This window comes from Kutzneria buriramensis, from assembly GCF_003387475.1.
Taxonomy (GTDB): domain Bacteria; phylum Actinomycetota; class Actinomycetes; order Mycobacteriales; family Pseudonocardiaceae; genus Kutzneria; species Kutzneria buriramensis.
Genome location: NZ_QUNO01000011.1, coordinates 168,640 through 191,972, shown reverse-complemented (window position 1 = coordinate 191,972; position 23,333 = coordinate 168,640). Strand labels below are relative to the sequence as shown.

General features: G+C 71.0%; 22 protein-coding genes. 13 read left to right on the top strand and 9 right to left on the bottom strand.

Annotated elements, in window-relative coordinates; genetic code table 11:
• The first annotated feature begins 196 nt into the window (after window positions 1-196).
• Window positions 197-694: a transcription elongation factor GreA gene (gene greA / locus BCF44_RS30700; protein WP_116177902.1), complete on the top strand. Its 498-nt coding sequence runs from the start codon at window positions 197-199 to the stop codon at window positions 692-694.
• Window positions 695-722: 28 nt separating this feature from the next.
• Here greA and BCF44_RS30695 read toward each other — a convergent pair whose 3' ends face one another.
• On the bottom strand, window positions 723-1,202 hold the full coding sequence (locus tag BCF44_RS30695; protein WP_116178094.1) for an Lrp/AsnC family transcriptional regulator: 480 nt from the start codon (window positions 1,200-1,202) through the stop codon (window positions 723-725).
• A 160-nt stretch (window positions 1,203-1,362) separates the two neighbouring features.
• Between BCF44_RS30695 and hppD the strand changes: the two genes are divergently transcribed.
• Complete coding sequence (gene hppD, locus BCF44_RS30690; protein WP_116177901.1) at window positions 1,363-2,544, top strand: 4-hydroxyphenylpyruvate dioxygenase; 1,182 nt, start codon at window positions 1,363-1,365, stop codon at window positions 2,542-2,544.
• Window positions 2,545-2,623: 79 nt separating this feature from the next.
• Here hppD and ilvA read toward each other — a convergent pair whose 3' ends face one another.
• Window positions 2,624-3,829: a threonine ammonia-lyase gene (ilvA, locus tag BCF44_RS30685; protein WP_116177900.1), complete on the bottom strand. Its 1,206-nt coding sequence runs from the start codon at window positions 3,827-3,829 to the stop codon at window positions 2,624-2,626.
• A gap of 160 nt (window positions 3,830-3,989) precedes the next feature.
• Between ilvA and BCF44_RS30680 the strand changes: the two genes are divergently transcribed.
• Entirely contained in the window at window positions 3,990-4,211 is a 222-nt protein-coding gene (locus tag BCF44_RS30680) for a hypothetical protein (protein ID WP_116177899.1), read from the top strand.
• 61 nt (window positions 4,212-4,272) lie between these two features.
• Here BCF44_RS30680 and BCF44_RS30675 read toward each other — a convergent pair whose 3' ends face one another.
• From BCF44_RS30675 to BCF44_RS30660, 4 genes are all read right to left on the bottom strand, one after another.
• Window positions 4,273-5,430, bottom strand: a complete 1,158-nt coding sequence (locus BCF44_RS30675) for a cystathionine gamma-synthase (RefSeq protein ID WP_116177898.1) — start codon at window positions 5,428-5,430, stop codon at window positions 4,273-4,275.
• 9 nt (window positions 5,431-5,439) lie between these two features.
• Window positions 5,440-5,901, bottom strand: a complete 462-nt coding sequence (locus BCF44_RS30670; protein WP_116177897.1) for a hypothetical protein — start codon at window positions 5,899-5,901, stop codon at window positions 5,440-5,442.
• Window positions 5,902-5,982: 81 nt separating this feature from the next.
• Window positions 5,983-7,209 (bottom strand): hypothetical protein, encoded by a 1,227-nt coding sequence (locus BCF44_RS30665; protein WP_116177896.1) that lies wholly within the window; start codon window positions 7,207-7,209, stop codon window positions 5,983-5,985.
• 88 nt (window positions 7,210-7,297) lie between these two features.
• Window positions 7,298-8,668, bottom strand: a complete 1,371-nt coding sequence (locus BCF44_RS30660; RefSeq protein WP_116177895.1) for a cystathionine beta-synthase — start codon at window positions 8,666-8,668, stop codon at window positions 7,298-7,300.
• 134 nt (window positions 8,669-8,802) lie between these two features.
• Here BCF44_RS30660 and BCF44_RS30655 point away from each other — a divergent pair, with 134 nt between their 5' ends.
• Complete coding sequence (locus BCF44_RS30655) at window positions 8,803-9,729, top strand: SGNH/GDSL hydrolase family protein (RefSeq protein WP_116177894.1); 927 nt, start codon at window positions 8,803-8,805, stop codon at window positions 9,727-9,729.
• A 183-nt stretch (window positions 9,730-9,912) separates the two neighbouring features.
• On the top strand, window positions 9,913-11,133 hold the full coding sequence (locus BCF44_RS30650; RefSeq protein WP_116177893.1) for an acetyl-CoA C-acetyltransferase: 1,221 nt from the start codon (window positions 9,913-9,915) through the stop codon (window positions 11,131-11,133).
• 20 nt (window positions 11,134-11,153) lie between these two features.
• Here BCF44_RS30650 and BCF44_RS30645 read toward each other — a convergent pair whose 3' ends face one another.
• Entirely contained in the window at window positions 11,154-12,482 is a 1,329-nt protein-coding gene (locus BCF44_RS30645; protein ID WP_211353293.1) for a hypothetical protein, read from the bottom strand.
• A 146-nt stretch (window positions 12,483-12,628) separates the two neighbouring features.
• Window positions 12,629-13,435 (bottom strand): Bax inhibitor-1/YccA family protein, encoded by an 807-nt coding sequence (locus tag BCF44_RS30640; RefSeq protein ID WP_116177892.1) that lies wholly within the window; start codon window positions 13,433-13,435, stop codon window positions 12,629-12,631.
• Between the two features lie 358 nt (window positions 13,436-13,793).
• On the opposite strand from BCF44_RS30640, the gene BCF44_RS30635 reads away from it, so the two are divergent.
• The 8 genes from BCF44_RS30635 (at window position 13,794) to pqqB (ending at window position 20,421) form a co-directional block, all read left to right on the top strand.
• Entirely contained in the window at window positions 13,794-15,209 is a 1,416-nt protein-coding gene (locus BCF44_RS30635; protein WP_116177891.1) for a SpaA isopeptide-forming pilin-related protein, read from the top strand.
• Entirely contained in the window at window positions 15,202-15,954 is a 753-nt protein-coding gene (locus BCF44_RS30630; protein ID WP_246015759.1) for a class F sortase, read from the top strand. The genes BCF44_RS30635 and BCF44_RS30630 overlap by 8 nt, the downstream gene beginning before the upstream one ends.
• 51 nt (window positions 15,955-16,005) lie before the next feature.
• The gene (locus BCF44_RS30625) at window positions 16,006-17,190 is read left to right on the top strand and encodes a polysaccharide deacetylase family protein (protein WP_116177890.1); all 1,185 of its coding nucleotides are present in this window, start codon (window positions 16,006-16,008) and stop codon (window positions 17,188-17,190) included.
• A gap of 125 nt (window positions 17,191-17,315) precedes the next feature.
• A complete protein-coding gene (gene pqqA / locus BCF44_RS57900; protein WP_116177889.1) occupies window positions 17,316-17,447 on the top strand; it encodes a pyrroloquinoline quinone precursor peptide PqqA in 132 nt (43 codons plus the stop codon).
• 53 nt (window positions 17,448-17,500) lie between these two features.
• Window positions 17,501-18,211 carry a pyrroloquinoline-quinone synthase PqqC gene (gene pqqC, locus BCF44_RS30615; RefSeq protein ID WP_246015757.1) on the top strand — a complete coding sequence of 237 codons (711 nt, stop codon included), beginning with the start codon at window positions 17,501-17,503 and terminating at the stop codon, window positions 18,209-18,211.
• Complete coding sequence (pqqD, locus tag BCF44_RS30610; protein ID WP_116177888.1) at window positions 18,208-18,474, top strand: pyrroloquinoline quinone biosynthesis peptide chaperone PqqD; 267 nt, start codon at window positions 18,208-18,210, stop codon at window positions 18,472-18,474. The genes pqqC and pqqD overlap by 4 nt, the downstream gene beginning before the upstream one ends.
• Entirely contained in the window at window positions 18,467-19,543 is a 1,077-nt protein-coding gene (gene pqqE / locus BCF44_RS30605; RefSeq protein ID WP_116177887.1) for a pyrroloquinoline quinone biosynthesis protein PqqE, read from the top strand. The genes pqqD and pqqE overlap by 8 nt, the downstream gene beginning before the upstream one ends.
• A complete protein-coding gene (pqqB, locus tag BCF44_RS30600) occupies window positions 19,540-20,421 on the top strand; it encodes a pyrroloquinoline quinone biosynthesis protein PqqB (protein WP_116177886.1) in 882 nt (293 codons plus the stop codon). The genes pqqE and pqqB overlap by 4 nt, the downstream gene beginning before the upstream one ends.
• Here pqqB and BCF44_RS30595 read toward each other — a convergent pair.
• Complete coding sequence (locus BCF44_RS30595; protein ID WP_116177885.1) at window positions 20,418-23,255, bottom strand: AfsR/SARP family transcriptional regulator; 2,838 nt, start codon at window positions 23,253-23,255, stop codon at window positions 20,418-20,420. The two genes, pqqB and BCF44_RS30595, sit on opposite strands and share 4 nt — an antisense overlap.
• Between the last annotated feature and the right edge of the window lie 78 nt (window positions 23,256-23,333).

The following is a 23,333-nucleotide window of genomic DNA, read 5'->3' as shown; positions in this document are numbered from 1 at the left end:
GGCCCGCAAGCCGTCGTGGACCTGCGAAAATTCCGCCGCCGGGCACTGCCGGCGTGCTAGAATCGCTCGACAGCACGGCCCCATTTCACGGGCCGTGTTTTTCCGTTCCGGGCCTCACGGCCCGGAAGTTCCCGGCATGCCACTGGCATGCCGGCGCCCGCGTGTTAGGAGCGCGGGCCCGGAGTACGACGAGGAGTTGGTGACCGTGAGCGAGACCCAGGTGACCTGGCTGACCCAGGAATCCTACGACCGGCTCAAGCATGAGCTTGACGAGCTGATCGCGAACCGCCCGGTCATTGCCGCCGAGATCAACGCCCGGCGCGAGGAGGGCGACCTCCGGGAGAACGGCGGCTACCACGCCGCCCGCGAGGAGCAGGGCAAGCAGGAGGGCCGGATCCGCCAGCTCCAGGAGCTGCTGCGCGCGGCCAAGGTCGGCGAGGCCCCCAAGAACGACGGCTTCGCCGAGCCCGGCAAGGTGCTCACCGTCCGTTACGAGGGCGACACCGACACCGAGCAGTTCCTGCTCGCCACCCGCGAGGAGGGCGCCGAGGGTCCGCTGGAGGTGTTCTCCCCGGCGTCGCCGCTCGGCCGGGCGCTGCTGGGCGCCAAGGAGGGCGAGACCCGGGAGTACGAGCTGCCCAACGGCAAGCTGATGAAGGTGACGCTGGTCAAGGCGGTCCCCTACAGCGGCTGACGGCCACGCCGACACGCCCTGGTCACCGTCACGGTGACCAGGGCTTTTGCTCGTCCGCGATCCGTCGCAGCAGCGGCCGCACCCGCGGCTCGATGGGCGTGGACAGCGCGATCGCGGTCGACGTCCGCTGCACACCCGGCACCGCCACCACCTCGTCCACGACGCGCTGGAGGTCGTCGTTGGACCGCGCCACCATGCGCACGTGCAGGTCGCCCTGGCCGGTGGTGGCGTGCACCTCGCACACCTCGTCGATGGCGGCCAGCTGCGCCGCCACCTCGGAGCGCCGGCCCTGGGCGATCTCCAGCACGGCGAACGCGGTGAGCCCGTAGCCCATCGCGGCCAGGTCCACCGCCGGCGGGAAGCCGCGCAAGATGCCCCGCTCGGTCAGCCGGTCCAGCCGGGCCTGCACGGTGCCGCGGGCCACGCCGAGCCGGCGCGAGCACTCCAGCACGCCCAGCCTCGGCTCGTCGGTGAGCAGCAGCAACAGCTTCGCGTCGAGCGCGTCCATCGGTTCCCGGTCCACCTGGTCAGTCTGCCCAGTTCTGCCGGCGGAATCCACATTTGACTGGACAAGGTGTGCAGTTGAATCGGCGACTGTTGCGCACGATGCCGGCGCAGCACATTCTTCGGGTGGCTGATTGCCCACCACCACCGCCGGGAGGACCGCCATGACCGAGATGATGGACGACGTCAGCTTCGAGTCGCTCAAGCAGCTGGTCGGGCTGGTCGACTACGACGCGTCGAAGGATCCGTTCCCGGTGCGGGCGATGGACGCGGTGGTGTTCGTGGTCGGCAACGCGACCCAGACCGCGTGGTTCTACCAGGTGGCCTTCGGCATGCAGCTGGTCGCCTACTCCGGCCCGGAGACCGGCAACCGCGACCACAAGTCGTTCGTGCTGAAGTCGGGTTCGGCGCGGTTCGTCATCAACGGCGGTGTGGCGCCGGACAGCCCGCTGCTCGACCACCACCGCAAGCACGGCGACGGCGTGGTCGACCTGGCGTTGGAGGTCGACGACGTCGACCAGTGCATCTCGCACGCCCGGGCGCAGGGCGCGACCGTGCTGGAGGAGCCGCACGACGTCTCCGACGAGCACGGCACCGTTCGCCGCGCCGCCATCGCCGCGTACGGCGAGACCCGGCACACGCTGATCGACCGCTCGCGCTACGACGGGCCGTACCTGCCGGGCTATGTGGTCAAGACCTCCACCGTGACCCGGCCCGAGGGCGCGCCGAAGCGGCTGTTCCAGGCCGTCGACCACTGCGTCGGCAACGTCGAGCTCGGGCGCATGGACTACTGGGTGGAGTTCTACAACCGGGTGATGGGCTTCGTGAACATGGCGGAGTTCGTCGGCGACGACATCGCCACCGACTACTCGGCGCTGATGAGCAAGGTGGTGTCCAACGGCAACCACCGGGTGAAGTTCCCGCTCAACGAGCCGGCCGTCGCCAAGAAGAAGTCGCAGATCGACGAGTACCTGGAGTTCTACGGCGGCCCCGGCTGCCAGCACATCGCGTTGGCCACCAACGACATCGTGGCCACGATCAGTGCGATGCGCGCCGCCGGCGTGGAGTTCCTGGAGACCCCGGACTCGTACTACGACGACCCGGCGCTGCGGGCCCGCATCGGCGAGGTGCGGCTGCCGATCGAGGAGCTCAAGCGGCACCGGATCCTGGTCGACCGGGACGAGGACGGCTACCTGTTGCAGATCTTCACCGCGCCGATCGGCGACCGGCCGACCGTGTTCTACGAGCTCATCGAGCGGCACGGCTCGCTGGGCTTCGGCAAGGGCAACTTCAAGGCGCTGTTCGAGGCCATCGAGCGCGAACAGGAGCGCCGCGGGAACCTCTGACTTGCCTCGCCTGATGCCACATGCGCTTCGTATGTGGCATCAGGACGCAAGTGGGAAGCGCATGTGGCAACAAGAGGCGTTACCGGAGGACGGTAAAGGCTGCGGCGCGGAGGGCGGTGACCAGTTCGGCGCAGTGGTCGGTGCCGCGGGTCTCCAGGTGCAGCGACACCTCCGCCTCGCCGATGCGCAGCGACTCGGAGATCCGGGTGTGCTCCACGTCGAGCACGTTCACGCCGAGGTCGCCGAGCATCGTCAGCAGTCCCGCGAGGCTGCCGGGCTTGTCGTCGATACGCAGCCGCAGCGCCAGGTAGCGGCCGGCGGCGGTCATGCCGTGCTGGATGATTCGGTTGAGCAGCAAGGGATCCACGTTGCCGCCGGACAGCACGGCGACCACCGGTCCCTCGAACCGTCCGGGGTGCTGGATCAGCGCCGCGACCGCCGCCGCGCCGGCCGGCTCGACGACCTGCTTGGCCCGCTCCATGCACAGCAGCACCGCCCGGGCCAGCGAGTCCTCCGTGACGGTCACGACCTCGTCGACGAGATCGCGGACGTGCCGGAAGGTGAGCGCACCGGGCTTGGCCACCGCGATGCCGTCGGCCATGGTCCGCACAGTCGGCAACTTCACGGGCGCGCCGGTGCTCAGCGATTCCGGCAGCGCGGCGGCGGCCTCGGCCTGCACGGCTACCACCTTGACGTCCGGACGGGTGCCCTTGATCGCCGCGGCGACGCCGCCCACCAGTCCGCCGCCGCCCGCGGCCAGCAACACCGTGCCGACATTGGGCAGCTGGTCCAGGATCTCCAGGCCGAGGGTGCCCTGCCCGGCGATCACGTCGGGGTGGTCGAACGGGTGGATGAACACCGCACCGGTGCGCTGCGCGAAGACGATCGCCGCGGCCAGGGTCTCGTCGAACGCCTCACCGGTCAGCCGCACGTCGGCGCCGTAGCCGCGGGTCGCGGCGAGCTTGGGCAGCGGGGCGCGGCGGGGCATGAAGACCGTCGCCGGAATGCCGAGCAGGGACGCCCCGAGCGCGACGCCCTGGGCGTGGTTGCCGGCGCTGGCCGCGACCACGCCGCGCGAGCGCTCCTCGGCGTCCAGGCCGTGCATCCGCACGTAGGCACCGCGAATCTTGAACGATCCAGTGCGCTGGAGGTTCTCGCACTTGAGGAAGACCTCGCCGCCGTGCCACTCCCCCAACACCCGCGAATGCTCCATCGGCGTCTGCTGCACGACGTTCGAGAGCAACTTCTGCGCCGCACGCACGCGCTCGACGGTGACCAGCTCCATGCCGCCCGATCCTGCCAGTGTGCTGTCAGCCACCACACCGGCGGCCCGATACGGGTAGGCTTGACGGCATTCTCACCCGGCATCGGTGACCGTTGAACCACGCGCGGTCATCGGGACGTAGAACAAGCACGGCCGGGGACATGGACTTCGTGGAGGTGGCATGGCACGCGTGGCCCGCATCGCCGGGGTGCTGCCGCTGGTCGGTGCGGTGGCGTGCGCGGCGGCCCTGGCCGGCGCGGCGGTGTTCACCGTGTCGCAGGCCGGCTGCGCCGACGCCGGCCACTACGTCGTGAGCAACAACGTGGTGGAACTCGTCGGCAGCTGCGTCGACAAGCAGGACTTCCCGGGCGCGCAGAACAGCGCCACCGGCGTCCGCCCGTAGACGGCACGAGCAACGCAACGGGGGAGGCGGCCCGTTCGGGCCACCTCCCCTGTGTGTCACGTCAGGCCAGGGCGGTCAGCAGGTCCTCGACGAGGTCGTCGGCCGACTCGATGCCCACCGAGAGGCGGACCAGGTCGTCGGGCACCTGGAGGGCCGAGCCGGCGGTGCTGGCGTGGGTCATCTTGCCGGGGTGCTCGATCAGCGACTCGATGCCGCCCAGCGACTCGGCCAGCGTGAACAGCCGCGTCCGGGCGCAGACGTCCAGCGCGGCCTGCTCGCCGCCGGCGACGGTGAACGACACCATGCCGCCGAACCGCCGCATCTGCTTGGCGGCGACCTCGTGGCCGGGGTGCTCGACCAGGCCCGGGTAGTAGACGCGAGTCACCTTCGGGTGATTGACCAGCGCCTCCGCCACGCGCTCGGCGTTGTCGCTGTGCCGATCCATCCGCACCGCGAGCGTCTTCAGGCCGCGCAGCGTCAGCCACGAGTCGAACGGGCCCGGCACCGAGCCGGCGGCATTGCGCAGGAAGGCGAACTTCTCGTGCAGCTCGTCGTCGTCGGTGACGACCGCGCCGCCGACCACATCGGAGTGACCGCCGAGGTACTTGGTGGTGGAGTGCAGCACGATGTCCGCGCCCAGGCCCAGCGGCGACTGGAGGTACGGCGTGGCGAAGGTGTTGTCCACCACCAGCCGGGCCTCGGCCTCGTGCGCGATGCCGGCCAGGGCGGCGATGTCGGCGATGCCGAGCAGCGGGTTGGTGGGCGTCTCCACCCAGATCGCCTTGGTCTCCGGGCGAACCGCGGCCCGCACGGCGTCCACATCGGACAGGTGCACGGGGGTGTGCTCGACGCCCCACTGGCTGAGCACCTTGTCCACCAGGCGGAAGGTGCCGCCGTAGGCGTCGTCCGGAATGATCACGTGGTCGCCGGGGCGGACCAGCGTGCGCAGCGTGATGTCGGAGGCGGCCATGCCGGAGGCGAACGCCAGCCCGTGCCGGCCACCCTCCAGCGAGGCCAGGCACTCCTCGAGCGCGGTGCGCGTGGGATTGGCCGTGCGCGAGTACTCGTAGCCGCCGGCCCGCAGGCCGCCGACGCCGTCCTGAGCGAACGTCGACGTCTGGTAGATGGGCACGATGACCGAACCGGTGTGCGGGTCAGGCTCCTGCCCGGCGTGAATCGCCCTGGTCTCGAAACCGTGTCGGGCGGTGCTGTCCGTCATGTACAGAGCCTACGGTGCCGGGCTCGCCGCGCGGAGAGGCCGGTGACCGCCGCCACGCAGGTAGGAGCCGGTGGCCGGCAGCGCGGCCAACGCGATCACGGCCGCCGCGAGCAGCAGCGTGCCGTAGTCCAGCACGGCGGTCAGCGCCGGCAGGTCGACCTGCCAGAAGAACCGGCCGTTGGCGACGCCGAAGGCCACCGGCGTGACGAGCACCAGGGCCGCGCCGACAATGGCCAGCGACCGTCCCAGGCGGACCCGAGCGACCATCAGAATCGTGCCGAACAGCAGCAGTACGCCTTGCAGCACCGGGAGAACGAGGTAGAAGAGCCACTCGAGCGGGCCCGCGTGGCCGGTCAGCAGCGGGACCGTGTCGGGCAGCGACCAGTTGCGGACAACCAGCTCCGCCACCACGAGCAGCCCCAGCACGGCGGCGATCACGGTGGTGGCGGCCGAGACACGCGGCTGGGTCATCACCACAAAATAGGCCGCCGCCGGGCGGTTCGCAGCCGAATGGCGGAACCGTCCCGACGGCGGCCGGGTGAATCCGTTGCGTCAGTAGCCGTACGGACCCGGCTGCTGGCCGGGCTGCTGGGGCTGCTGCGGCGGCTGGCCGTAGGGCGAGGCCGGCGGCTGCTGCGGCTGACCGTACGGGGCCGGCTGGCCGAAGCCGCCGGTCGGCGGCTGCTGGGGCTGGCCGTACGGCTGGCCCGGCTGGGGCTGGCCGTACTGGGGCTGCCCGAACTGCTGCTGGGGCTGGCCGTAGGGCGCCTGCGGCTGACCGTAGGGCTGACCCGGCTGCGGCTGGCCGTACTGGGGCTGCCCGCCGAAGGGCTGGCCGTAGCCCGCGCCCGGACCGGCCGCGGCGCGCTTGGCGGCCATGCCGGCCGAGGTGGACGGCAGCCACCACAGCACCAGCAGGCCGATGATCAGCACGATCCGGATCAGCGAGAAGACCGGGCTCAGCGCGATGCCGCCCAGGGAGCCGAGGACGCCCAGGACGAGCAGCACCGTGATGGTGATGCGGCCCCAGTTCTGACCCTGACCGCCGAACCACGCGCAGGCGGCGACACCGACGGCGATCACCAGGCCGAAGATGGCAACGCCGATCACCAGGCCGCTGCCGTACGCGCCGGCCGTGCCGAGGACGCCGATCAGGCTGATGACACTGATGACCAGGTTGAGCGCCATCAGGCCGATGGTCGCCCACATAGCGATCATCAACGTGTCCGGACCGCCGGCAGCGGCTCCCATCGGCGCGGCGCCGAAGCCGCCGGTCGGCGGCTGCTGGGTCGCCCACGGCTGCGGCTGCGGCGCGCCGAACGGCTGCTGCCCGAACTGGGGCGGCTGGCCGGGCATGCCCGGCGCGGGCTGCCCTGGCGCCGGCGGGAAGCCGCCGCTGGCCGGCGCGCCGAAGGGCTGTGGCTGCTGGCCGAACGGGCTCGGCGCCGGCTGCGGCTGCCCGAAGGACGGGGCGGCCGGCGGCGTGGCCGCCGCCGGCTGCGCCGGCATCGGGCCGCTGGCCGGGTTCGAGTAGCCGGGCGGGCTGTAGGTCGGGCCGGCCGGCGGCTGCATGCCGGGCGGCACCACCTGGGTGGAGTCCGCGGGCGGCGGCGGAGGCGTCACGGGCGGTGACGACAGCTCGCCCGGTCGCACCACCTGGGTGGCGTTGGCGTCCGCGGGGCTCGTGGCGGCCGGCGGCTGGGATCCCGCCCCGACCACCTGCGTGGCCTCCGGGTTCACCGCGGAGTCACCGGTCTCCGGCGGCTGTGGATCACTCATCGGGTTTCCAACCCCCTTGGGCCCTTGACGTCACGTCGCAGGTAACGCTAGCCCATACGCCACATCAGCGCCGCGCGCCCGGCGGGACTCACCGGCCCGCGAGGAACCCGAGGATGTCGTGCCGGGTGACCACGCCCGCCGGCTTGCCGTCCACGAGCACCATCGCGCCGTCCGCGGCCGAGAGCGCGTCCATGGCCGCGCCGACCGGCTCACCAGCGCCGATCGTCGGCAGCGGGGGCGACATGTGCTGCTCGACGCGGTCGGCGAGCTGGGCCTTGCCGGTGAACAGGGCGTCCAGCAGGTCCCGCTCGTTGACCGCGCCGGCCACCTCGGCGGCCATCACCGGCGGCTCCGCGTTGACGACCGGCATCTGGGACACCTCGAACTCGCGGAGGATGGCGATGGCCTCCGCGACCGTCTCGTTCGGGTGCACGTGCACCAGCTCGGGCATGGTGCCGTCCTTGCGGCGCAACACGTCGCCGGCGGTGGCGCCGGAGTGGTCGGGCGACAGGAAGCCGTAGGAGGACATCCAGGTGTCGTTGAAGACCTTGGACAGGTAGCCGCGGCCGCCGTCGGGAAGGAGCACCACGATCACGTCGTCCGGGCCGCAGCGGCGGGCCAGCTCGACGGCGGCGGCCGCCGCCATGCCGCAGGAGCCGCCGACCAGGAGGCCCTCCTCGCGGGCCAGCCGCCGGGTGACGTCGAACGAGTCGGCGTCGGAGATCGGGATGATCTCGTCGCAGATGTCGCGGTCGTAGGTGGTCGGCCAGAAGTCCTCGCCGACGCCCTCGACCAGGTACGGCCGGCCGGTACCGCCGGAGTAGACCGAGCCCTCCGGGTCCGCGCCGATGATCTTGACCCGGCCGCCGGAGACCTCCTTGAGGTACTTGCCGGTGCCGGAGATGGTGCCGCCGGTGCCCACGCCCGCGACGAAGTGCGTGATCTTGCCCTCGGTCTGCCGCCACAGCTCCGGGCCGGTGGAGTGGTAGTGGCTGGCCGGGTTCTCCTCGTTGGCGTACTGGTTGGGCTTCCAGGCGCCGGGGATCTCGCGGACCAGCCGGTCCGAGACGTTGTAGTACGAGTCCGGATGCTCCGGGGCGACCGCCGTCGGGCACACCACGACCTCGGCGCCGTAGGCCTTGAGCACGTTGCGCTTGTCCTCGCTGACCTTGTCCGGGCAGACGAAGACGCACTTGTAGCCGCGGCGCTGGGCGACCAGGGCCAGGCCGACGCCGGTGTTGCCGGAGGTGGGCTCCACGATGGTGCCGCCGGGCTTGAGCTCGCCCGACCGCTCCGCGGCCTCCACCATGCGCAGCGCGATGCGGTCCTTCACGCTGCCGCCGGGGTTGAAGTACTCGACCTTGGCCAGCACCAGGGGCGCCAGGCCGTCGACGAGCGCGTTCAACCGCACCAGCGGGGTGTTGCCGACGAGGTCGACTACGTGATCGACGTACTCCACCGAAGGCCCTCTCGTTCGTCTCGTGAACTGGCCGCAGCCTAACTCGTTCCGGGGAACCATCGGGTCACGTGGTGTTAATCCCAATGCCCCGTCCGACGATCTCACTGGTGGAGAATGAATCGGGGGAGGTCGACATGGGTGTGATGCGGGGACTTCGGTTCGTCGCCCTGGCGGCGGGCACGCTCGGCGGTGTCTACGGCGCCGCGTACGGGCTGCTCACGGGCCAGGCGCGGCGCGCGGAGCGGATCATCGGGCCGCCGGTCGCGCCACCGCACCTGGCCGACGGCGTCTACCTGCCCGACGGCTCCGGCCCGGTCCCGCCGGCCGAGGAGGACGGCGCGCTGCGGTTCGCCATGTTCGGCGACTCCATGGCCGCCGGCCTGGGCGTCGACGGCCCCGACCAGCTGCCGGCCGTCGTGCTGGCGCGGGGGCTGGCCGAGGAGGCCGACCGGCCCGTTCGGCTCGACACGTACGCCGTCGTCGGCGCCGCCACGCGGGACCTCCCCGCGCAGGTCGAACAGGCCCTGCTGAATCCACCGCAGGTCGCCGTGATCATCGTCGGCGCGAACGACGTCACCACCCTGACCACCGTGCCCGACGCCGTCGACGGCCTCGAACGGGTGATTCGCACGCTGATGGACGCCGGGTGCGGCGTGGTCGTCGGGACGTGCCCCGATCTCGGCGTGATCCGCCCGATCGCGCAGCCCCTCAAGTCCATCGCGCGGACCTGGAGCCTGCTGCTGGCCCGGGCGCAGCGGAAGATGGTCGCCCGGATCGGCGCCATCCCCGTGCCGCTGGCGGACCTGTTGGCGCCGGAGTTCCTGGCCCGGCCGCGGGACTTCTTCAGCTCGGACCAGTTCCACCCCAGTTCCATCGGCTACGACGCGGCGGTGTCCGTCCTGCTGCCGGCGCTGTGCACCGTCGCCGGGGTGTGGACCGGCGGGCCGCTGCCCCGGCTGCCGGTCCGCTCCGCCGTGGCCGAGTCGCGACGGCCGACCGCGAAGTTCATCGCCCGCCTGAACCTGCGCTTCGGCCGCCCGGTGCGTGAGCTCGCGCAGTGACCCGAGTTATCCACAGGCAGCCCGCGATCAAGATCGACTAGGCCCCGCCACCGGTAGACTGGCGACGGGGCCGCCCCCCTGGGTCGGGCGGGGGATTTCGAGAGCTCCGACACAGTCACGAACCGGGTCCGGTCGCTAGACTCCGCAGGTTACCAATCAGTAGCGAACCGAAGGAGTTTCGCGATGCCCGAGGCCGTGATCGTCTCCGCAGCCCGCTCGCCGATCGGTCGGGCCGGCAAGGGATCGCTGGTGTCCATCCGCCCCGACGACCTGGCCGTGCAGATGGTGCGCGCGGCGCTGGCCAAGGTGCCGGCGCTGGACCCGACGCAGATCGACGACCTGATCATGGGCTGCGGCCTGCCCGGCGGCGAGCAGGGCTACAACATCGGCCGCGTGGTCTCGGTGCTGCTGGGCTTCGACCACCTGCCCGGCTGCACGGTAACCCGCTACTGCGCCTCCAGCCTCCAGTCCACCCGGATGGCCTTCCACGCGATCAAGGCCGGCGAGGGCGACGTGTTCATCTCGGCCGGCGTCGAGACGGTCTCCCGCTTCGCCAAGGGCAGCTCGGACGGCCTGCCGGACACCAAGAACCCGCTGTTCGCCGACGCCGAGGCGCGCACGGTGGCCACCGCCGAGAACAGCGGCGGCGAGTGGCACGACCCGCGCCAGGACGGCAACACCCCCGACGTCTACATCGCGATGGGCCAGACCGCGGAGAACCTGGCGCTGGCCAAGAACGTCAGCCGGGAGGAGATGGACGAGTTCGGCGTCCGCTCGCAGAACCTGGCCGAGAAGGCCATCGCGGACGGCTTCTGGCAGCGGGAGATCACCCCGGTGACGCTGCCGGACGGCACGGTCGTCTCCGCCGACGACGGCCCGCGGCCGGGCATCACGCTGGAGAAGACGGCCACGCTCAAGCCGGTGTTCCGCCCCGACGGCCGGGTCACGGCCGGCAACTGCTGCCCGCTCAACGACGGCGCGGCGGCGCTGGTGGTCATGAGCGACACCAAGGCCAAGGAGCTCGGCCTGACGCCGCTGGCCCGCATCGTCGCCACCGGCGTCTCCGGCCTGTCGCCGGAGATCATGGGCCTCGGCCCGGTCGAGGCCTCGAAGAAGGCGCTGGCCAAGGCCGGCCTGTCCATTTCGGACATCGACCTGGTCGAGATCAACGAGGCGTTCGCCGCGCAGGTCATCCCGTCGTACAAGGACCTCGGCATTCCGCTGGAGAAGTTGAACGTCAACGGCGGCGCGATCGCGGTCGGCCACCCGTTCGGCATGACCGGCGCGCGCATCGCCACCACGTTGATCAACTCGCTGCAGTTCCACGACAAGCAGTTCGGCCTCGAGACGATGTGCGTCGGCGGCGGCCAGGGCATGGCGATGGTGCTGGAGCGCCTGAGCTGACGATCCCCCAGTCCTGACGATCACAGGCCGGCGTCGACCACGACGCCGGCCTTGTTCGTGGTCAGGTGGACGGGGTTGCCGGTGTGCAGCAGCTTGCCGCAGCCGAGGTTGTCGAAGGACCCCGACAGCCGCTGGGCCAGGAACGTGAACAGGTTGCTGGCCGCGCCGGGATCGGGCGAAGGGCCGGTCTTGGTGAAGCGCTCGTCCAGCTTGGTGCGCTGCAGGCCGGTGGTGAACAGGGCACGGCAGTAGGCCTGCGGCGTCTCGGTGCGCGGGTTGATCTGCGGCATGTCGACGCCGACCCGGTACAGGTTGGTCTTGTTGACGCTGAACCTGGTCCCGTCCATGGTCATCGGGTCGTTGGTGGGCACGAGGGCGATCGGCGCGGCCTGCCGGGCGGCGGCCTGCAGCTCGTCCAGGGCCAGCGAGGTGACCTGCTTGCCGCTGGCCAGGTCGGTCGCGGTGTAGGGGGTGCAGCCCAGTGCCGGGTCGACGAACGCGTCCAGCAGCAGGTTGTCGCTGCCGTTGTTCAGCTTGGCGACGACCTTGGCCTTGGTCTTCGGGCGTACCTTGGCCGCGCCCAGCCTGGCCTCGTTGGCCGGCGTGTCCTGCGCGATGCGGCCGTCGCGGGCCTGCAGATACGTCGTGGTGACGTTGTCGCTCTGGTCCTGGTCGACCAGCCCGTAGTCCCGGGTGGTCATGCACGGCTTGCCGTCCTTGCCGGTGCCCAGCGGCGGGATGACCAGCTTCTTGCGGGCGATCGCGTTGTTGGCGGCGGCGAAGAACGGCTGGGCGTTGCAGTAGGCGTACTGGCCGAAGATCGAGTTGCCGTCGCCGTTCACGCACGAGCCGGTGTCGCCGCGCAGCGTGAGGTTGGTGCCGTTGAAGCCGAACCAGATGCCGACGGCGGCGCCGGCCGGCAGCGCGGGCGGGGTCGGCGCGACCTCCGGCCGGCTGCCCTTGTCGACGACCAGCGGATCGAACACGGAGAGCTTGCCGGTCGCCGGGTCCAGGATGGTGGCCTGCACGAAGGCCGACTGGTCGGCGTTGGTCTCGGTGCAGTGGCCGCCGTCGGTCGCGGTCAGCTGGTACGGCGTGGCGAGTCCCTTGGCCGACAACGGGTTGGCCGGCACGATCAGCGTGCAGTTCGGCGTGGGGACGTTGGTCTGGTTGGCCGCGAGCTGCGGATCCCCTTGCACGGCAACAGTTGCCACCACGGCCACGGCCGCGCCGAGCACCGCCAGCGCGGGCACGCCCAGGGCGAGCCGGCTGCGCACGGACAGCTTCTTCAGTTGGGGTAACACAAAGGTCGGTCTGATCGTCTTCCAGCGCATCTTCGGCTCGCTCACCGGTGTCTCCTCCTCGAGAACCCACTTCCCCGGTAGCGACTACGCCGCTGGTTCGGTTCGGGTTCAGTCGAGATGGAAATCGACCCGTGACACGGAAAACGCCGACATCCTGACGGATGCCGGCGTTCCTGACAAGACGCTGTGAGCTAGTTTCGCTGAAGGCTCGCGAACAGTCGCAGAAGTTCCAGGTAGAGCCAGACCAGCGTGACCATGAGGCCGAAGGCGATGTACCACCCGAACCGGGCGGGCGCGCCGGCGCGGATGGCACGGTCGGCCATGTCGAAGTCCAGCAGCAGGTTGAACGCCGCGATGCCGATGAACAGCAGGCTCACGATGATCGACAGCGCGCCGTGGCCGCTGCGCAGGCCCAGGTCCACCCCGAACAGCGAGAAGATGAGGTTGAAGACCACCAGGGCCAGCGCGCCCGCAGTGGCGCCGATGATCCACTTGGTCAGCCGGGGCGTGACCTTGACCGCGCCGGTCTTGTAGACGATCAGCATCACGCCGAACACCGCGACCGTGCCGACGATGGCCTGGAGCGCCACGCCGGGCACCCAGCGGTTGAACAGCTCGGTGATGGTGCCCAGGAACACGCCCTCGGCCGCGGAGTACGCGAGGATCAGCGCCGGGTTGCTGGACTGCCGGAAGATGATGAACATCGACAGCGCGAAGCCGACGATCAGCGCGACGAACGCCCAGCCGTACGGCAGTCCGGCGATGATGGACAGGCCGCCGGTGACCACCGCCGTGCCCAGCGTGACCGCGGTCTTGGTGACCACGTCGTCGATCGTCATCGGCCGGTCCGCGGCCGTCGGCGGCGCGGGGTATCCCGGGCCCTGCGGGTAGCCGTACCCGGGCTGGGTCTGCGTCTGACCCTGGTAGCCGAAGTTCGCGTAGCCGCCCTGGCCGTTGCCGGGCAGGTTGCGGAACGCCGGGTTGCTCGATGTGCGCACCTGGTCCTCCTGGAACGTATGGCGCCTACTGCTAGTGCAACGGTAACCGGGCTCGATCGGTTCCCACTGAGGCAAAGGTGACTTTACCAACAGGGACGAACGTGCACTGATCCGTTCAGTCTAGTGATCGACGATCTCACGCCGCCTTGACACGTTCGGTGACCTCGGAGATCCTCCCGCTGGCGGCTTGCCCGCCGTCCGCGGGCCAGCCAGGCTCGCAGGGCGGCCCACCACGGCCTTCTCGTTCCGTCGGGGGAACGAGTCCCCGGACCGCCGCTGTCGTTTACGTCCGACCAAGACGAAGGGCACCGCGCCGCGGGGAAGCGGCACGGCGCCCACGAGGGAGCGCAGGACCGTCATGGGACTGAGCAAACTGGTCGCTGGGGTGACCGGGATCACGATGTTGACCGTAGGACTGGCCGTGGTGGCCGCGCCGACGGCCAGCGCCGACGAGAAGCCGACCAACGGGGGCGCCGGCGTCCTGACACCGGCCCAGCCCTATGCGGACAAGGATCCGAAGCAGACTCAGGACTGGCTCGGCCAGTACCTGGTCAACGGCAAGGCGGTGTACTGCGTCAAGTGGGAGTTCAACGCCCCCAAGGCGGACACCGAGTACACGCCGGACGGCCAGCTGGCCGACAAGTGGGGCACGACGCTCGATCCGCAGGCTCGCGCGGAGGTCTCGTACCTGCTGCTGCGCTACGGCGACACGAGTGACGACAACCAGGCCGCGGCGGTGGCGCACCTGCTGCACACCTACACCGCCACCGGCAGCACCGACCCTGCCAAGGGATTCAAGGACATCGGCTACGACGCGGCGGCGCACCTCAAGGAGCTGCCGGCCGCGGCCCAGGACGACGTGGCCAAGATTCAGGCCGACGTCAAGGCCAACTTCGGGCCGTGGAAGGTGACCGTGACCGCGCCGACGGCGGCGCAGGTCATCGGCACCCCCGACAAGTGGACGATCGCGGTCAACCGGGACGGCGGCGACGGCAAGGCGATCACCGGCGTGCCGGTGAAGCTGAAGGTCACCGACGGCACGGTCAAGAAGAAGACCGTGACCACGCCCGACGACGGCAGCCCGCTGACGGTCGACGTGACGCCGACGGGTCCGAACCCGACGGTGGAGGCCGACGTGACCTCACCCACGGCGGAGCCGGTCGTGCAGCAGCCGAAGGACGCGTCGGGCAACTACCAGTGGACCGTCACCACCGGCGGCCAGACCAATGTCAAGAACGAGGTCAGCACCACCGCCACCACCGCGCCGGGCTCGGTCAAGGTGACCAAGGTGGACAGCAAGACCAATGCTGCCATCGCGGGCGTCCAACTGCGACTGACCGGCTCGGACAAGACGGCCGCGGCGGTCAAGCAGGACGGCAGCCCGCTCAACGGCGCCGCCGGCAAGCCGCTGGTGGTCACGACCGGCGCGGACGGCGCGGCCACTGTGGACGGTCTGCGCACGCCGCAGGACATCTGCCTGGTCGAGGTGGCCGCGCCCAGCGGGTACGACGAGAACTTCGACGCGTCCTCACCGCCGACCGTGTGCGGATCGGTGGAGCCGGGCAAGACGCTGACGCTGCAACTGGCCAACACGCCGAACACGCCGACGGTGCCGGTGAAGATCCCGGCCGGCGGCTCGCCGCCGGTCCTGACCGCGGGCACGGCGACCGAGCTGAACCCGGGCGCGCTGGCCGCGGTCGGCGGGCTCGTGCTGGCCGCCCTCGCGGGCGTCGGCCTGGTGCTGCGTCGCCGGAGGCTCGCCTCGCGTGGGTAGGCATCGCGCGTCGGGAACCCGCTGGCCGGTGGCGGCCGGCGGGTTTCCCGTCGCCGGGCGGTCCCGCTACCGGAACCCGACGGCCGCCGCGACCACGGCGGTCAGCGGCGCGGTCGGGCTGACGATGATCGTCCTGGCGGCGGGCGCGACGCTGGTGGGCCAGCCGCAGCAGGTGCCGGGCTCGCCGCTGCCGGTCGGCCACACCCAGACCGTCGACCCGCAGGCCGGGCCGGCGCCGGTCACCGTGCCGCCGCCGACCACCAACGCGATCACCGGCACCACGACGGCGGAAGCGCCGAAGCCGCCCGCGCCGAACACCGTCCTGCTGCCCAAGGGCGGCCGCGCGGCGCTGGTGCGCAGCGGTGTCGCCGGGGACGGCACGCTCCAGATCCCCAACAGCATCACGCAGGCGGCGCTGTGGGGTGCGGCCCTGGACTCCCCGACCGGCGCGACGCTGCTGGCGGGGCACATCAACTGGGCGGGCGCCGCCGGGCCGTTCGCCGAGCTGTGGGGCGCGCAGGCCGGCCAGACCGTCACGGTGATCGACGGCAGCGGCAAGCCGCTGACCTTCGTCATCGACCAGGTGCTGACCGTCGACAAGGACAATCTCCCGCAGCACGCGGACGAGCTTTTCGGTCAGACCGGATCGCACCGGTTGGTGCTGGTCACGTGCGGTGGCAAGTGGGTCGGCGGGGCCCTGGGCTATGACCAGAACCGCGTTGTGATCGCGCATCCCGTGCCCTGAATCCCATTCCTCGGCGACAACCCGGCCGGGCGCTGCGTCGTCTCACCGGTCATGGGGCTCAGGCAGAGGTGGGGTTGGCTGACGACCGCGGTGGCGCTGGTGCTGGCCGTGGTCGTCGTGATCGTGATGGGACAGCAGTCGGGACAGCAGACCACGGCCCAGCCGGGGCCGACCACGACCACGACGAATCCGGGGCCGATCACACCCGCCGGCCAGGCCGGTCCGGCCGCCGGCCCCACCCCCGCCCTGCCGGCGCCGACCGGCCCGCAGCCGAAGTGGATGCACAAGCTCGCGCCCGGCGAGAAGCCTCCCCAGTTCATCCTGTTCTCCTTCGACGGCGGCGCGTCCGGCCCACACTGGGAGAAGGTGCTGCCGATCGCCGAGCGGACCGGGGCGAAGGTGACGGCGATGCTGTCCGGGCCGTACCTGATCCCGGACCGGGAGAAGGACGAGTACACCGGGCCGGGGCATCCGACCGGCACCAGCGAGATCGGCTTCGGCGGCTCCGACGCCGACATCCGGACCCGCGTCGCCTACCTCAACCGGGCGGCGGCCGACGGCATGGAGTTCGGCACGCACTACAACGGGCACTTCTGCCAGGGCGTGGAGCCCAGCGTCGGCTTCTGGTCGACCGCCGGCTGGAACACCGAGCTGGACCAGTTCTTCTCCTTCCTCAAGGAGATCGACGGCAAGGGCCTGAAGATCACCCCGGACATGATCAAGGGCGGCCGCACGCCGTGCCTGGAGGGCAACTGGGACCAACTGTTCCCGTCGATGAGGGCGCACGGTTTCGTCTATGACACCAGCCATGTCTCGTTCGGCGTGACCTGGCCGACGGTCGACCGGGGGCTGTGGGAGTTCCCGCTGCCCGAGGTGCGGGTGCCGGCGCTGGACAAGAACGTGGTCATGATGGACTACAACTTCTGGTACCTGTTGGACGGCGCGCAGGAGGGCGACGACGCTCGCGGGCCGGAGTTCACGCCGATCGTGCTGGACACCTACCGGTCGGTGTACCAGGCCGCGTTCAACGGCAACCGGGCGCCGCTGGTGATCGCCAACCACTTCAACGACTGGGCCGGCGGCGCCTTCTCCGGCGCGGTCGAGCAGTTCATGAGCGAGACCTGCGCCAAGTCGGAGACCGTCTGCGCCACGTACACGCAGGTGATCCAGTGGCTGCAACTCCAGGATCCGGCGGTGCTGACGTCGCTGCGGGCGCTGCCGGCAGCGCACAACTGAGAGCCGGTCATCCTACGAAAGACGCGCGCATCGGGTCTGAAGGTGTCTAGCCGCGGGCCGCAGAAAGGGCTTACTGTTGGGGTCCGCCGCGTCCTTGCCCACGTACGTCGTCCAAGGAGTGAGCGATGTCCGCACCGAAGACCGTCAAGCGCGCCGAGAAGGCCGTGCAGAAGCCCACCCGCCGCCCCTGGGTGAAGCCGGACTTCAGCGAGTACGACACCCCGATGGAGGTCACCGCGTACTCCGCGCGCGTCTGACCTGTCAAGGTTTTCTCGCTTGGAAAGGACCATTCCTCACGTTGGGTGCGGGAATGGTCCTTTCACCCACGCGCATCGAGGAGTCGATCATGCTGGCGGCCGAGGAATTCATCGCCGAGCTGCGGGCGCTGGCGCCGCGCTACTGGCACGACCACCCGTTCCACCTGCGCCTGCACGCCGGCGAGCTCAGCCGCGAGGAACTCCAGCGGTGGGCGGCCAACCGCTGGTACTACCAGCGCAGCCTGCCGCAGAAGGACGCCGCGATCCTCGCCAACTGCCCGCTGCCGCAGGTCAGGCGGCACTGGATGGAGCGGATCGTCTATCACGACGGCAACCGCGACGGCGAGGGCGGGGCCGAGAACTGGCTGCGCATGGCCGAGGCGGTGGGCCTGGACCGGGCCGAGGTGCTGGACGAGCGGCACGTGCTGCCGGGCGTGCGGTTCGCGGTCGACGCCTACGTGAACTTCGCGCGCACCAAGCCGTGGGTGGAGTCGGTCGCCTCCGGGCTGACCGAGATGTTCTCTCCGGGGCTGATGCGCCGGCGGCTGGCCGACATGCGCGAGAAGTACCCGTGGATCGGCGAGTCCGGTTTCGCCTACTTCGTGTCCCGGCTGACGGTGATCGCCGGCGAGGGCAAGTCCACTCTGGACATCGTGGTCGAGCACGCGCGGACCCGTGAGCAGCAGGAGGCCTGCCTGGCGGCGCTGGCGTTCAAGTGCGATGTGCTGCAAGCGATCCTGGACACCGTGGACTACCACTCATGACGTCGCTGGACTCCGTGCCACGGGTGCGGCGCGGCGTGCGGTGCACGTACGACAAGACCCGGGACAGCGATGTCGTGCTCTTCCCGGAGGGTGTGCTGCTGCTGAACGAGACGGCCGCGGCCGTGGTGTCCCGGTGCGACGGCGCGGCGAGCATCGGCGACATCGCGCTGGCGCTGGCCGACGAGTTCGAGGGCGTGCAACCCGATGACGTGATCGAGGTGGTCGATCGGTTGGTGGCACGAAGGGTGGTGGACGTTGACTGAGGCGCCGCTGGGGCTGCTCGCCGAGCTGACCCACCGCTGTCCGCTGCACTGCCCGTACTGCTCGAACCCGATCGAGCTGGTGCAGCGGGCCGACGAGCTGGACACCGCCACGTGGCAACGGGTTTTCGACGAGGGCCGGGAACTCGGCGTGTTGCAGGTGCACCTGTCCGGCGGAGAGCCGCTGGCCCGGCCGGACCTGCCGCAGCTGCTCGCCCACGCCAGCGGCCTGGGCTGCTACACCAATCTCGTCACCAGCGGCCTCGGGCTGACCGCCGAGCGGCTGGCCGACCTGGTCGAGCGCGGGCTCGACCACGTGCAGCTGTCGGTGCAGGACTCGGATCCCGGCAACGCCAACCTGATCGCCGGCGTGAAGGGCTACGACCGCAAGCTCGCCGCCGCCGCTTTGATCAAGGACGCCGAGCTGCCGCTGACGGTGAACGCGGTGCTGCACAAGGCGAATCTCGACAACATCGGCGGCATCATCGAGCTGGCCGAGCGGATGGGTGCGGACCGCCTGGAACTGGCCAACACCCAGTACTACGGCTGGGCGCTGCGCAACCGAGCCGCGCTGCTGCCGACCCGCGAGCAGCTTGCCGCCGCCGGACCCGTTGTGCAGCAGGCGAAGCAGCGTCTCGACGGGCGGATGGAGATCGTATACGTGGTCGCCGACTACCACGAGGCGAACCCCAAGCCGTGCATGTACGGCTGGGGCGCGCGGCAGCTGACCGTGGCCCCCAACGGCGATGTGCTGCCGTGCCCGGCGGCGAGCGTGATCACCACCTTGCCGGTGCAGAACGTGCGGCGGTCCTCGCTGGCGGAGATCTGGTACGACTCCGAGACGTTCAACGCCTATCGCGGCACGGAGTGGATGCGGGAGCCGTGCCGGAGCTGCCCGCGCAAGGAGATCGACTTCGGCGGCTGCCGGTGCCAGGCGTTCCAGCTCACCGGCGACGCGGCCGCCACCGACCCGGTGTGCACGCTGTCGCCGGATCATGGCCTGGTGCAGGACATTCTGGGTGCCGAGATCATCCCGGTGCGGCCGGAGTTGGCGATGAGGCGGTCGGTGTGAGGGTCGTCGTGCTCGGGACGGCCGCCGGCGGCGGCTTCCCGCAGTGGAACTGCGCCTGCGCGCTGTGCGTGCGGGCCCGAGCCGGCGAGTTGCCGAGCCGGACCCAGGATTGCCTTGCCGTCAGCGGAAACGGCTGCGACTGGTGGCTGCTCAACGCCTCCCCCGACATCCGCGTGCAGCTCCTGGGCTGCCCCGAGCTCGCCCCCGGTCCCGGCCGCCGCGACACACCCGTACGCGGCGTGCTGCTCACCTCGTCCGAGCTGGACCACTCCCTCGGGGTGTTCTCCCTCCGGGAGGGCGGGGGCCAATCCCTTTACGCCCCAGCCAATGCGTTGACCGCGCTGAGCGAGGACCTCGGCCTACGGGGCGTCCTCGACCGCTACGCCGGCTGGTCGTGGCACGAAGCCGTTCCGGGGCAACCGTTCGAGCTCACCGGCGGCCTGACCGCCACCGCCCATGCCGTCGGCGTCAAACGCCCCAAGTACACCAGCGAGCTGCCGGGCCCCTGGGTCGTGGCCTACCGGATCCACGACCCGTCGACCGGCGGCACGCTGCTCTACGCGCCCTGCCTGGCGAACTGGTCCGCCGACTTCGAAGCCCTGCTCGACGGCGTCGACTGCCTGCTGCTGGACGGCACCTTCTGCTCCCCCGACGAGATGGGGACGAGCACCGGCGACGCCAAGGGCCAGTCCAGGATGGGCCACATCCCCGTCTTCGGCGACGACGGCAGCCTGGCGCACCTGGGCAAGTTCCCCGGCATGCGCCGGATCTACACCCACCTCAACAACACGAATCCTTTGCTGGACCCCGATTCCCGGGAGTCCGGCGGGCTCGGCGGCGTCGAGGTCGTCCCCGACGGGACGATCTTGGAGCTCTAGGGAGACGACGGCCGCGACGGAACGTCGCCGATCGTCTGCCACAGCCGCTGCGCCCGTCGTCGGTGGTCGAGAGCCAGGTCATCGAGGCCGGCAGCGGCGGCCAGGTCGCCGAGCAGCTGCCAGCATTCGGCCTCGTCGTGGCGGTCGCCGTGCCGGTGGAACAGGTCCGCCGCACGCTCCAACGCCGGCACCGCCCGGTCCCGGTAGTGCTGACCGGCGTGCACGCGGCCGACCTCCAGCAGTGTGTACGCGGCGCACCGCTCGTCGGCCAGCTCCTCGAACGTGGTCAGCGCCTGCCCCAGGCAGCTCAGCGCCGCGTCCGGGTCGCCGCGCCGGTCGTGCAGGCGGCTGAACCGCCGCAACACCACCGCCACCCGATGCGCGTCGCCGAGGGCCCGAGCCTGTCGCAGAGCCCCGTCGAACCAGGTCTCCGCCTCGTCGAGATCGCCCTGCACGAGCCGCATCACGGCCATCGAGCAGCACAGCTGCGCTTCGAGGTGCCGGTCACCCTCGGCGACGGCGATGGCCAGCGCCTGCTCGACCCGGTCGACGGCCTCCTCGTACCGGCCCTGGACCCGGCTCACCGTGCCCAGCATCGCGACCGACAGCGCCTCGCCGCGCTTGTCCCCGCGCCGGTGGCACAGCCCGATGGACGACTCCAAATCCCTTGTGGCGTCCTCGAATTCGTCACGGTAGATGTGCAGCTGGCCCAGGCCGCGCAGCAGCACCGACGCCCCGCGCACGTTGCCGGCGGCCTCGGCCGCGTCCAACGCGATCCGGTGCCCGTGCTGCCAGTCCTCGTACAGGCAACGCTGGTCGTAGTACGTCACCGCGCTGGCCGCGAGCTCCCAGGCCAGCTCGTCCTGGCCCCAGTCCACGGCCAGTTTGACCGCGCCGAGGAGGGTGTCGCGTTCCGCGTCGAACCAGCCGACCGGGTCGGCCAGCAGCCGGCTCACGCCGGGCAGCGGCCGGCGCGGCGCCGATCCGGGCGCGGCGATCAGCAGCCCCGCCGGCAGCCGGGCGGTGGCGTGCTCGGCCAGGTCGAGCCAGGCGGCCAGCACCCGGGTGATCGCCTCCCGCCGCTCGGTTTCCGGGAGCTGCGCGGCGACCTCCACCGCGCAGGTCCGGATCAGGTCGTGCAGGCGGTAGCGCGGCTGGCCGATGGCGTCGGTGGCGGTCAGCCGCACCAGGCTGGCGTCGACGAGCGTGTCCAGCACCTCGTCGGCGTCCGGGCGGTCCAGCAGCGGGCCGACCACCCAGCCCGGCAGCGTGTACGCGCCGAGCAGGCCCAGCAATCCCAGCGCCCGCACGGCTTCCGGCGGCAGCAGCCGCAGGCTCAGCTCGACGCTGGCGCGCACGCTGAGGTCGCCGATCCGCAGTTCGGCCAGCCGTCGGGACTCGTCCTCGATCCGTTCCCGCAGCACCCGCAGCGGCCAGGCCGGGCGGCCGGCAAGTTTGGCGCTGGCGATCCGGATGGCCAGCGGCAGATTGCCGCAGCAGTCCAGGATCGCGTCGGCCTCCGTCGGTTCGCGCTCGACCCGCTCCCGCCCGACGATGCCCGTGAACAGCTCGCGCGCCTCGGCCGGACTGAGCACGTCCAGGTCGATGTGCCGGGTGCCGGGCAGTTGCGTCAGCAGCGTCCGGCTGGTGATCAACACCGCGCAGCCGTCGGCCCCCGGCAGCAGCGGCCGCACCTGATCGGCGTGACCGGCATCGTCCAGCACGACCAGCATTCGACGGTCCGCCAACAGGGACCGGTAGAGCGCGGCCCGCTCGGACAGGCTGTTCGGGATCGCGCTGCCGGCAATGGACAGCGCCCGCAACGCCTCGGCCAGCATCAGCGCCGGATCGCGCGGCTCGTCCGAGGTCGCCGCGAGGTTGAGGTAGAGCTGGCCGTCCGGGAAGGCGGCGCGGGCCCGGCGCGCCGCATGCGTGACCAGGGAAGACTTTCCGACGCCGGGACCGCCGACGATGACGGCCACCGGGGCCGGTCCGTCGAGCAGCCCGGCAACCTCGGCCAGCGCGTCGGCCCGCCCCACGAAATCCGGGACGTCCAGCGGCAGTTGGCGCACCGGCATCGCCATCACGGGATCGGTGGCCGTCAGGGACGGGTCGGCGGCGAGAATGCGTTGGTGCAGCGCCTGAATCGGCGGCGTGGGGTCGACGCCGAGCTCCTCGGCCAACGTCCGGCGCACCCGCTCGTACACCTGCAACGCCTCGCCCTGCCGCCGGCACCGGTAGAGGGCGATCATCAGCTGTTCGGCGACGTGTTCGTCGAAGGGCTGCTCGCGCTGGAGAGCTGTCAGCTCGTCGACGACCTCACGGTGCCGGCCCAGTTCGAGCTCCGCGCTCAGGCACTGTTTCTGTGTGGCCACGCGCTTCTCGTTCAGCCGGGCCGCGTCGATCTCCAGGGCCTGGCTGGGAATGTCGACCAGCGCGCTGCCGCGCCACAGCGCCAGCGCGCACCGCAGCGCCGTCACGGTCTCGGTCGGAGCCGCGTGCTGTTCGGCCAGCCACTGCTCGAACTCGAGAAGATCGAGCTGGTCCGGGGTCAGGTGGATCCGGTACCCGCCGCGTTCGGTGCTGATCAACGTCGTCGGCGCGCCGCAGGCCGCGAGGTTGCGGCGCAGCCCGGAAACGGCGTCCTGGACCTGGCGAATCGCGGTGGCCGGCGCGTCGCGGTCCCACATCACGCCGACGAGCCGCTCCATGGCCACGACCGCGTTCGCGTCGATCAGCAGCGCCGCCAGCACCTTGGCCTGCCGCGGGCCGTCCAGCCGGACCTCGCGCCCGGAGATCTGGGCATGCAGCGGCCCCAGCACGCCGAATCTCATTGTTCCCCCGGCCACCCCGACCTCGTCCTAGGACGAATCTAGGACGGGCCCAGGACGCCTGTCCATAGCGTCGGCGGG

Excerpts from the sequence above, each read along its gene's own strand:
- BCF44_RS30695 (WP_116178094.1), bottom strand. The coding sequence starts at position 1,202 with ATGGACGCGCTCGACGCGAAGCTGTTGCTGCTGCTCACCGACGAGCCG.
- BCF44_RS30650 (WP_116177893.1), top strand. The coding sequence starts at position 9,913 with ATGCCCGAGGCCGTGATCGTCTCCGCAGCCCGCTCGCCGATCGGTCGG.
- pqqA (WP_116177889.1), top strand. The coding sequence starts at position 17,316 with ATGTCCGCACCGAAGACCGTCAAGCGCGCCGAGAAGGCCGTGCAGAAG.
- hppD (WP_116177901.1), top strand. The coding sequence starts at position 1,363 with ATGACCGAGATGATGGACGACGTCAGCTTCGAGTCGCTCAAGCAGCTG.
- BCF44_RS30680 (WP_116177899.1), top strand. The coding sequence starts at position 3,990 with ATGGCACGCGTGGCCCGCATCGCCGGGGTGCTGCCGCTGGTCGGTGCG.
- BCF44_RS30655 (WP_116177894.1), top strand. The coding sequence starts at position 8,803 with ATGGGTGTGATGCGGGGACTTCGGTTCGTCGCCCTGGCGGCGGGCACG.
- pqqC (WP_246015757.1), top strand. The coding sequence starts at position 17,501 with ATGGTCCTTTCACCCACGCGCATCGAGGAGTCGATCATGCTGGCGGCC.
- pqqD (WP_116177888.1), top strand. The coding sequence starts at position 18,208 with ATGACGTCGCTGGACTCCGTGCCACGGGTGCGGCGCGGCGTGCGGTGC.
- BCF44_RS30665 (WP_116177896.1), bottom strand. The coding sequence starts at position 7,209 with ATGAGTGATCCACAGCCGCCGGAGACCGGTGACTCCGCGGTGAACCCG.
- ilvA (WP_116177900.1), bottom strand. The coding sequence starts at position 3,829 with ATGGAGCTGGTCACCGTCGAGCGCGTGCGTGCGGCGCAGAAGTTGCTC.
- BCF44_RS30670 (WP_116177897.1), bottom strand. The coding sequence starts at position 5,901 with ATGACCCAGCCGCGTGTCTCGGCCGCCACCACCGTGATCGCCGCCGTG.
- BCF44_RS30595 (WP_116177885.1), bottom strand. The coding sequence starts at position 23,255 with ATGAGATTCGGCGTGCTGGGGCCGCTGCATGCCCAGATCTCCGGGCGC.
- BCF44_RS30635 (WP_116177891.1), top strand. The coding sequence starts at position 13,794 with ATGGGACTGAGCAAACTGGTCGCTGGGGTGACCGGGATCACGATGTTG.
- BCF44_RS30625 (WP_116177890.1), top strand. The coding sequence starts at position 16,006 with ATGGGGCTCAGGCAGAGGTGGGGTTGGCTGACGACCGCGGTGGCGCTG.
- BCF44_RS30675 (WP_116177898.1), bottom strand. The coding sequence starts at position 5,430 with ATGACGGACAGCACCGCCCGACACGGTTTCGAGACCAGGGCGATTCAC.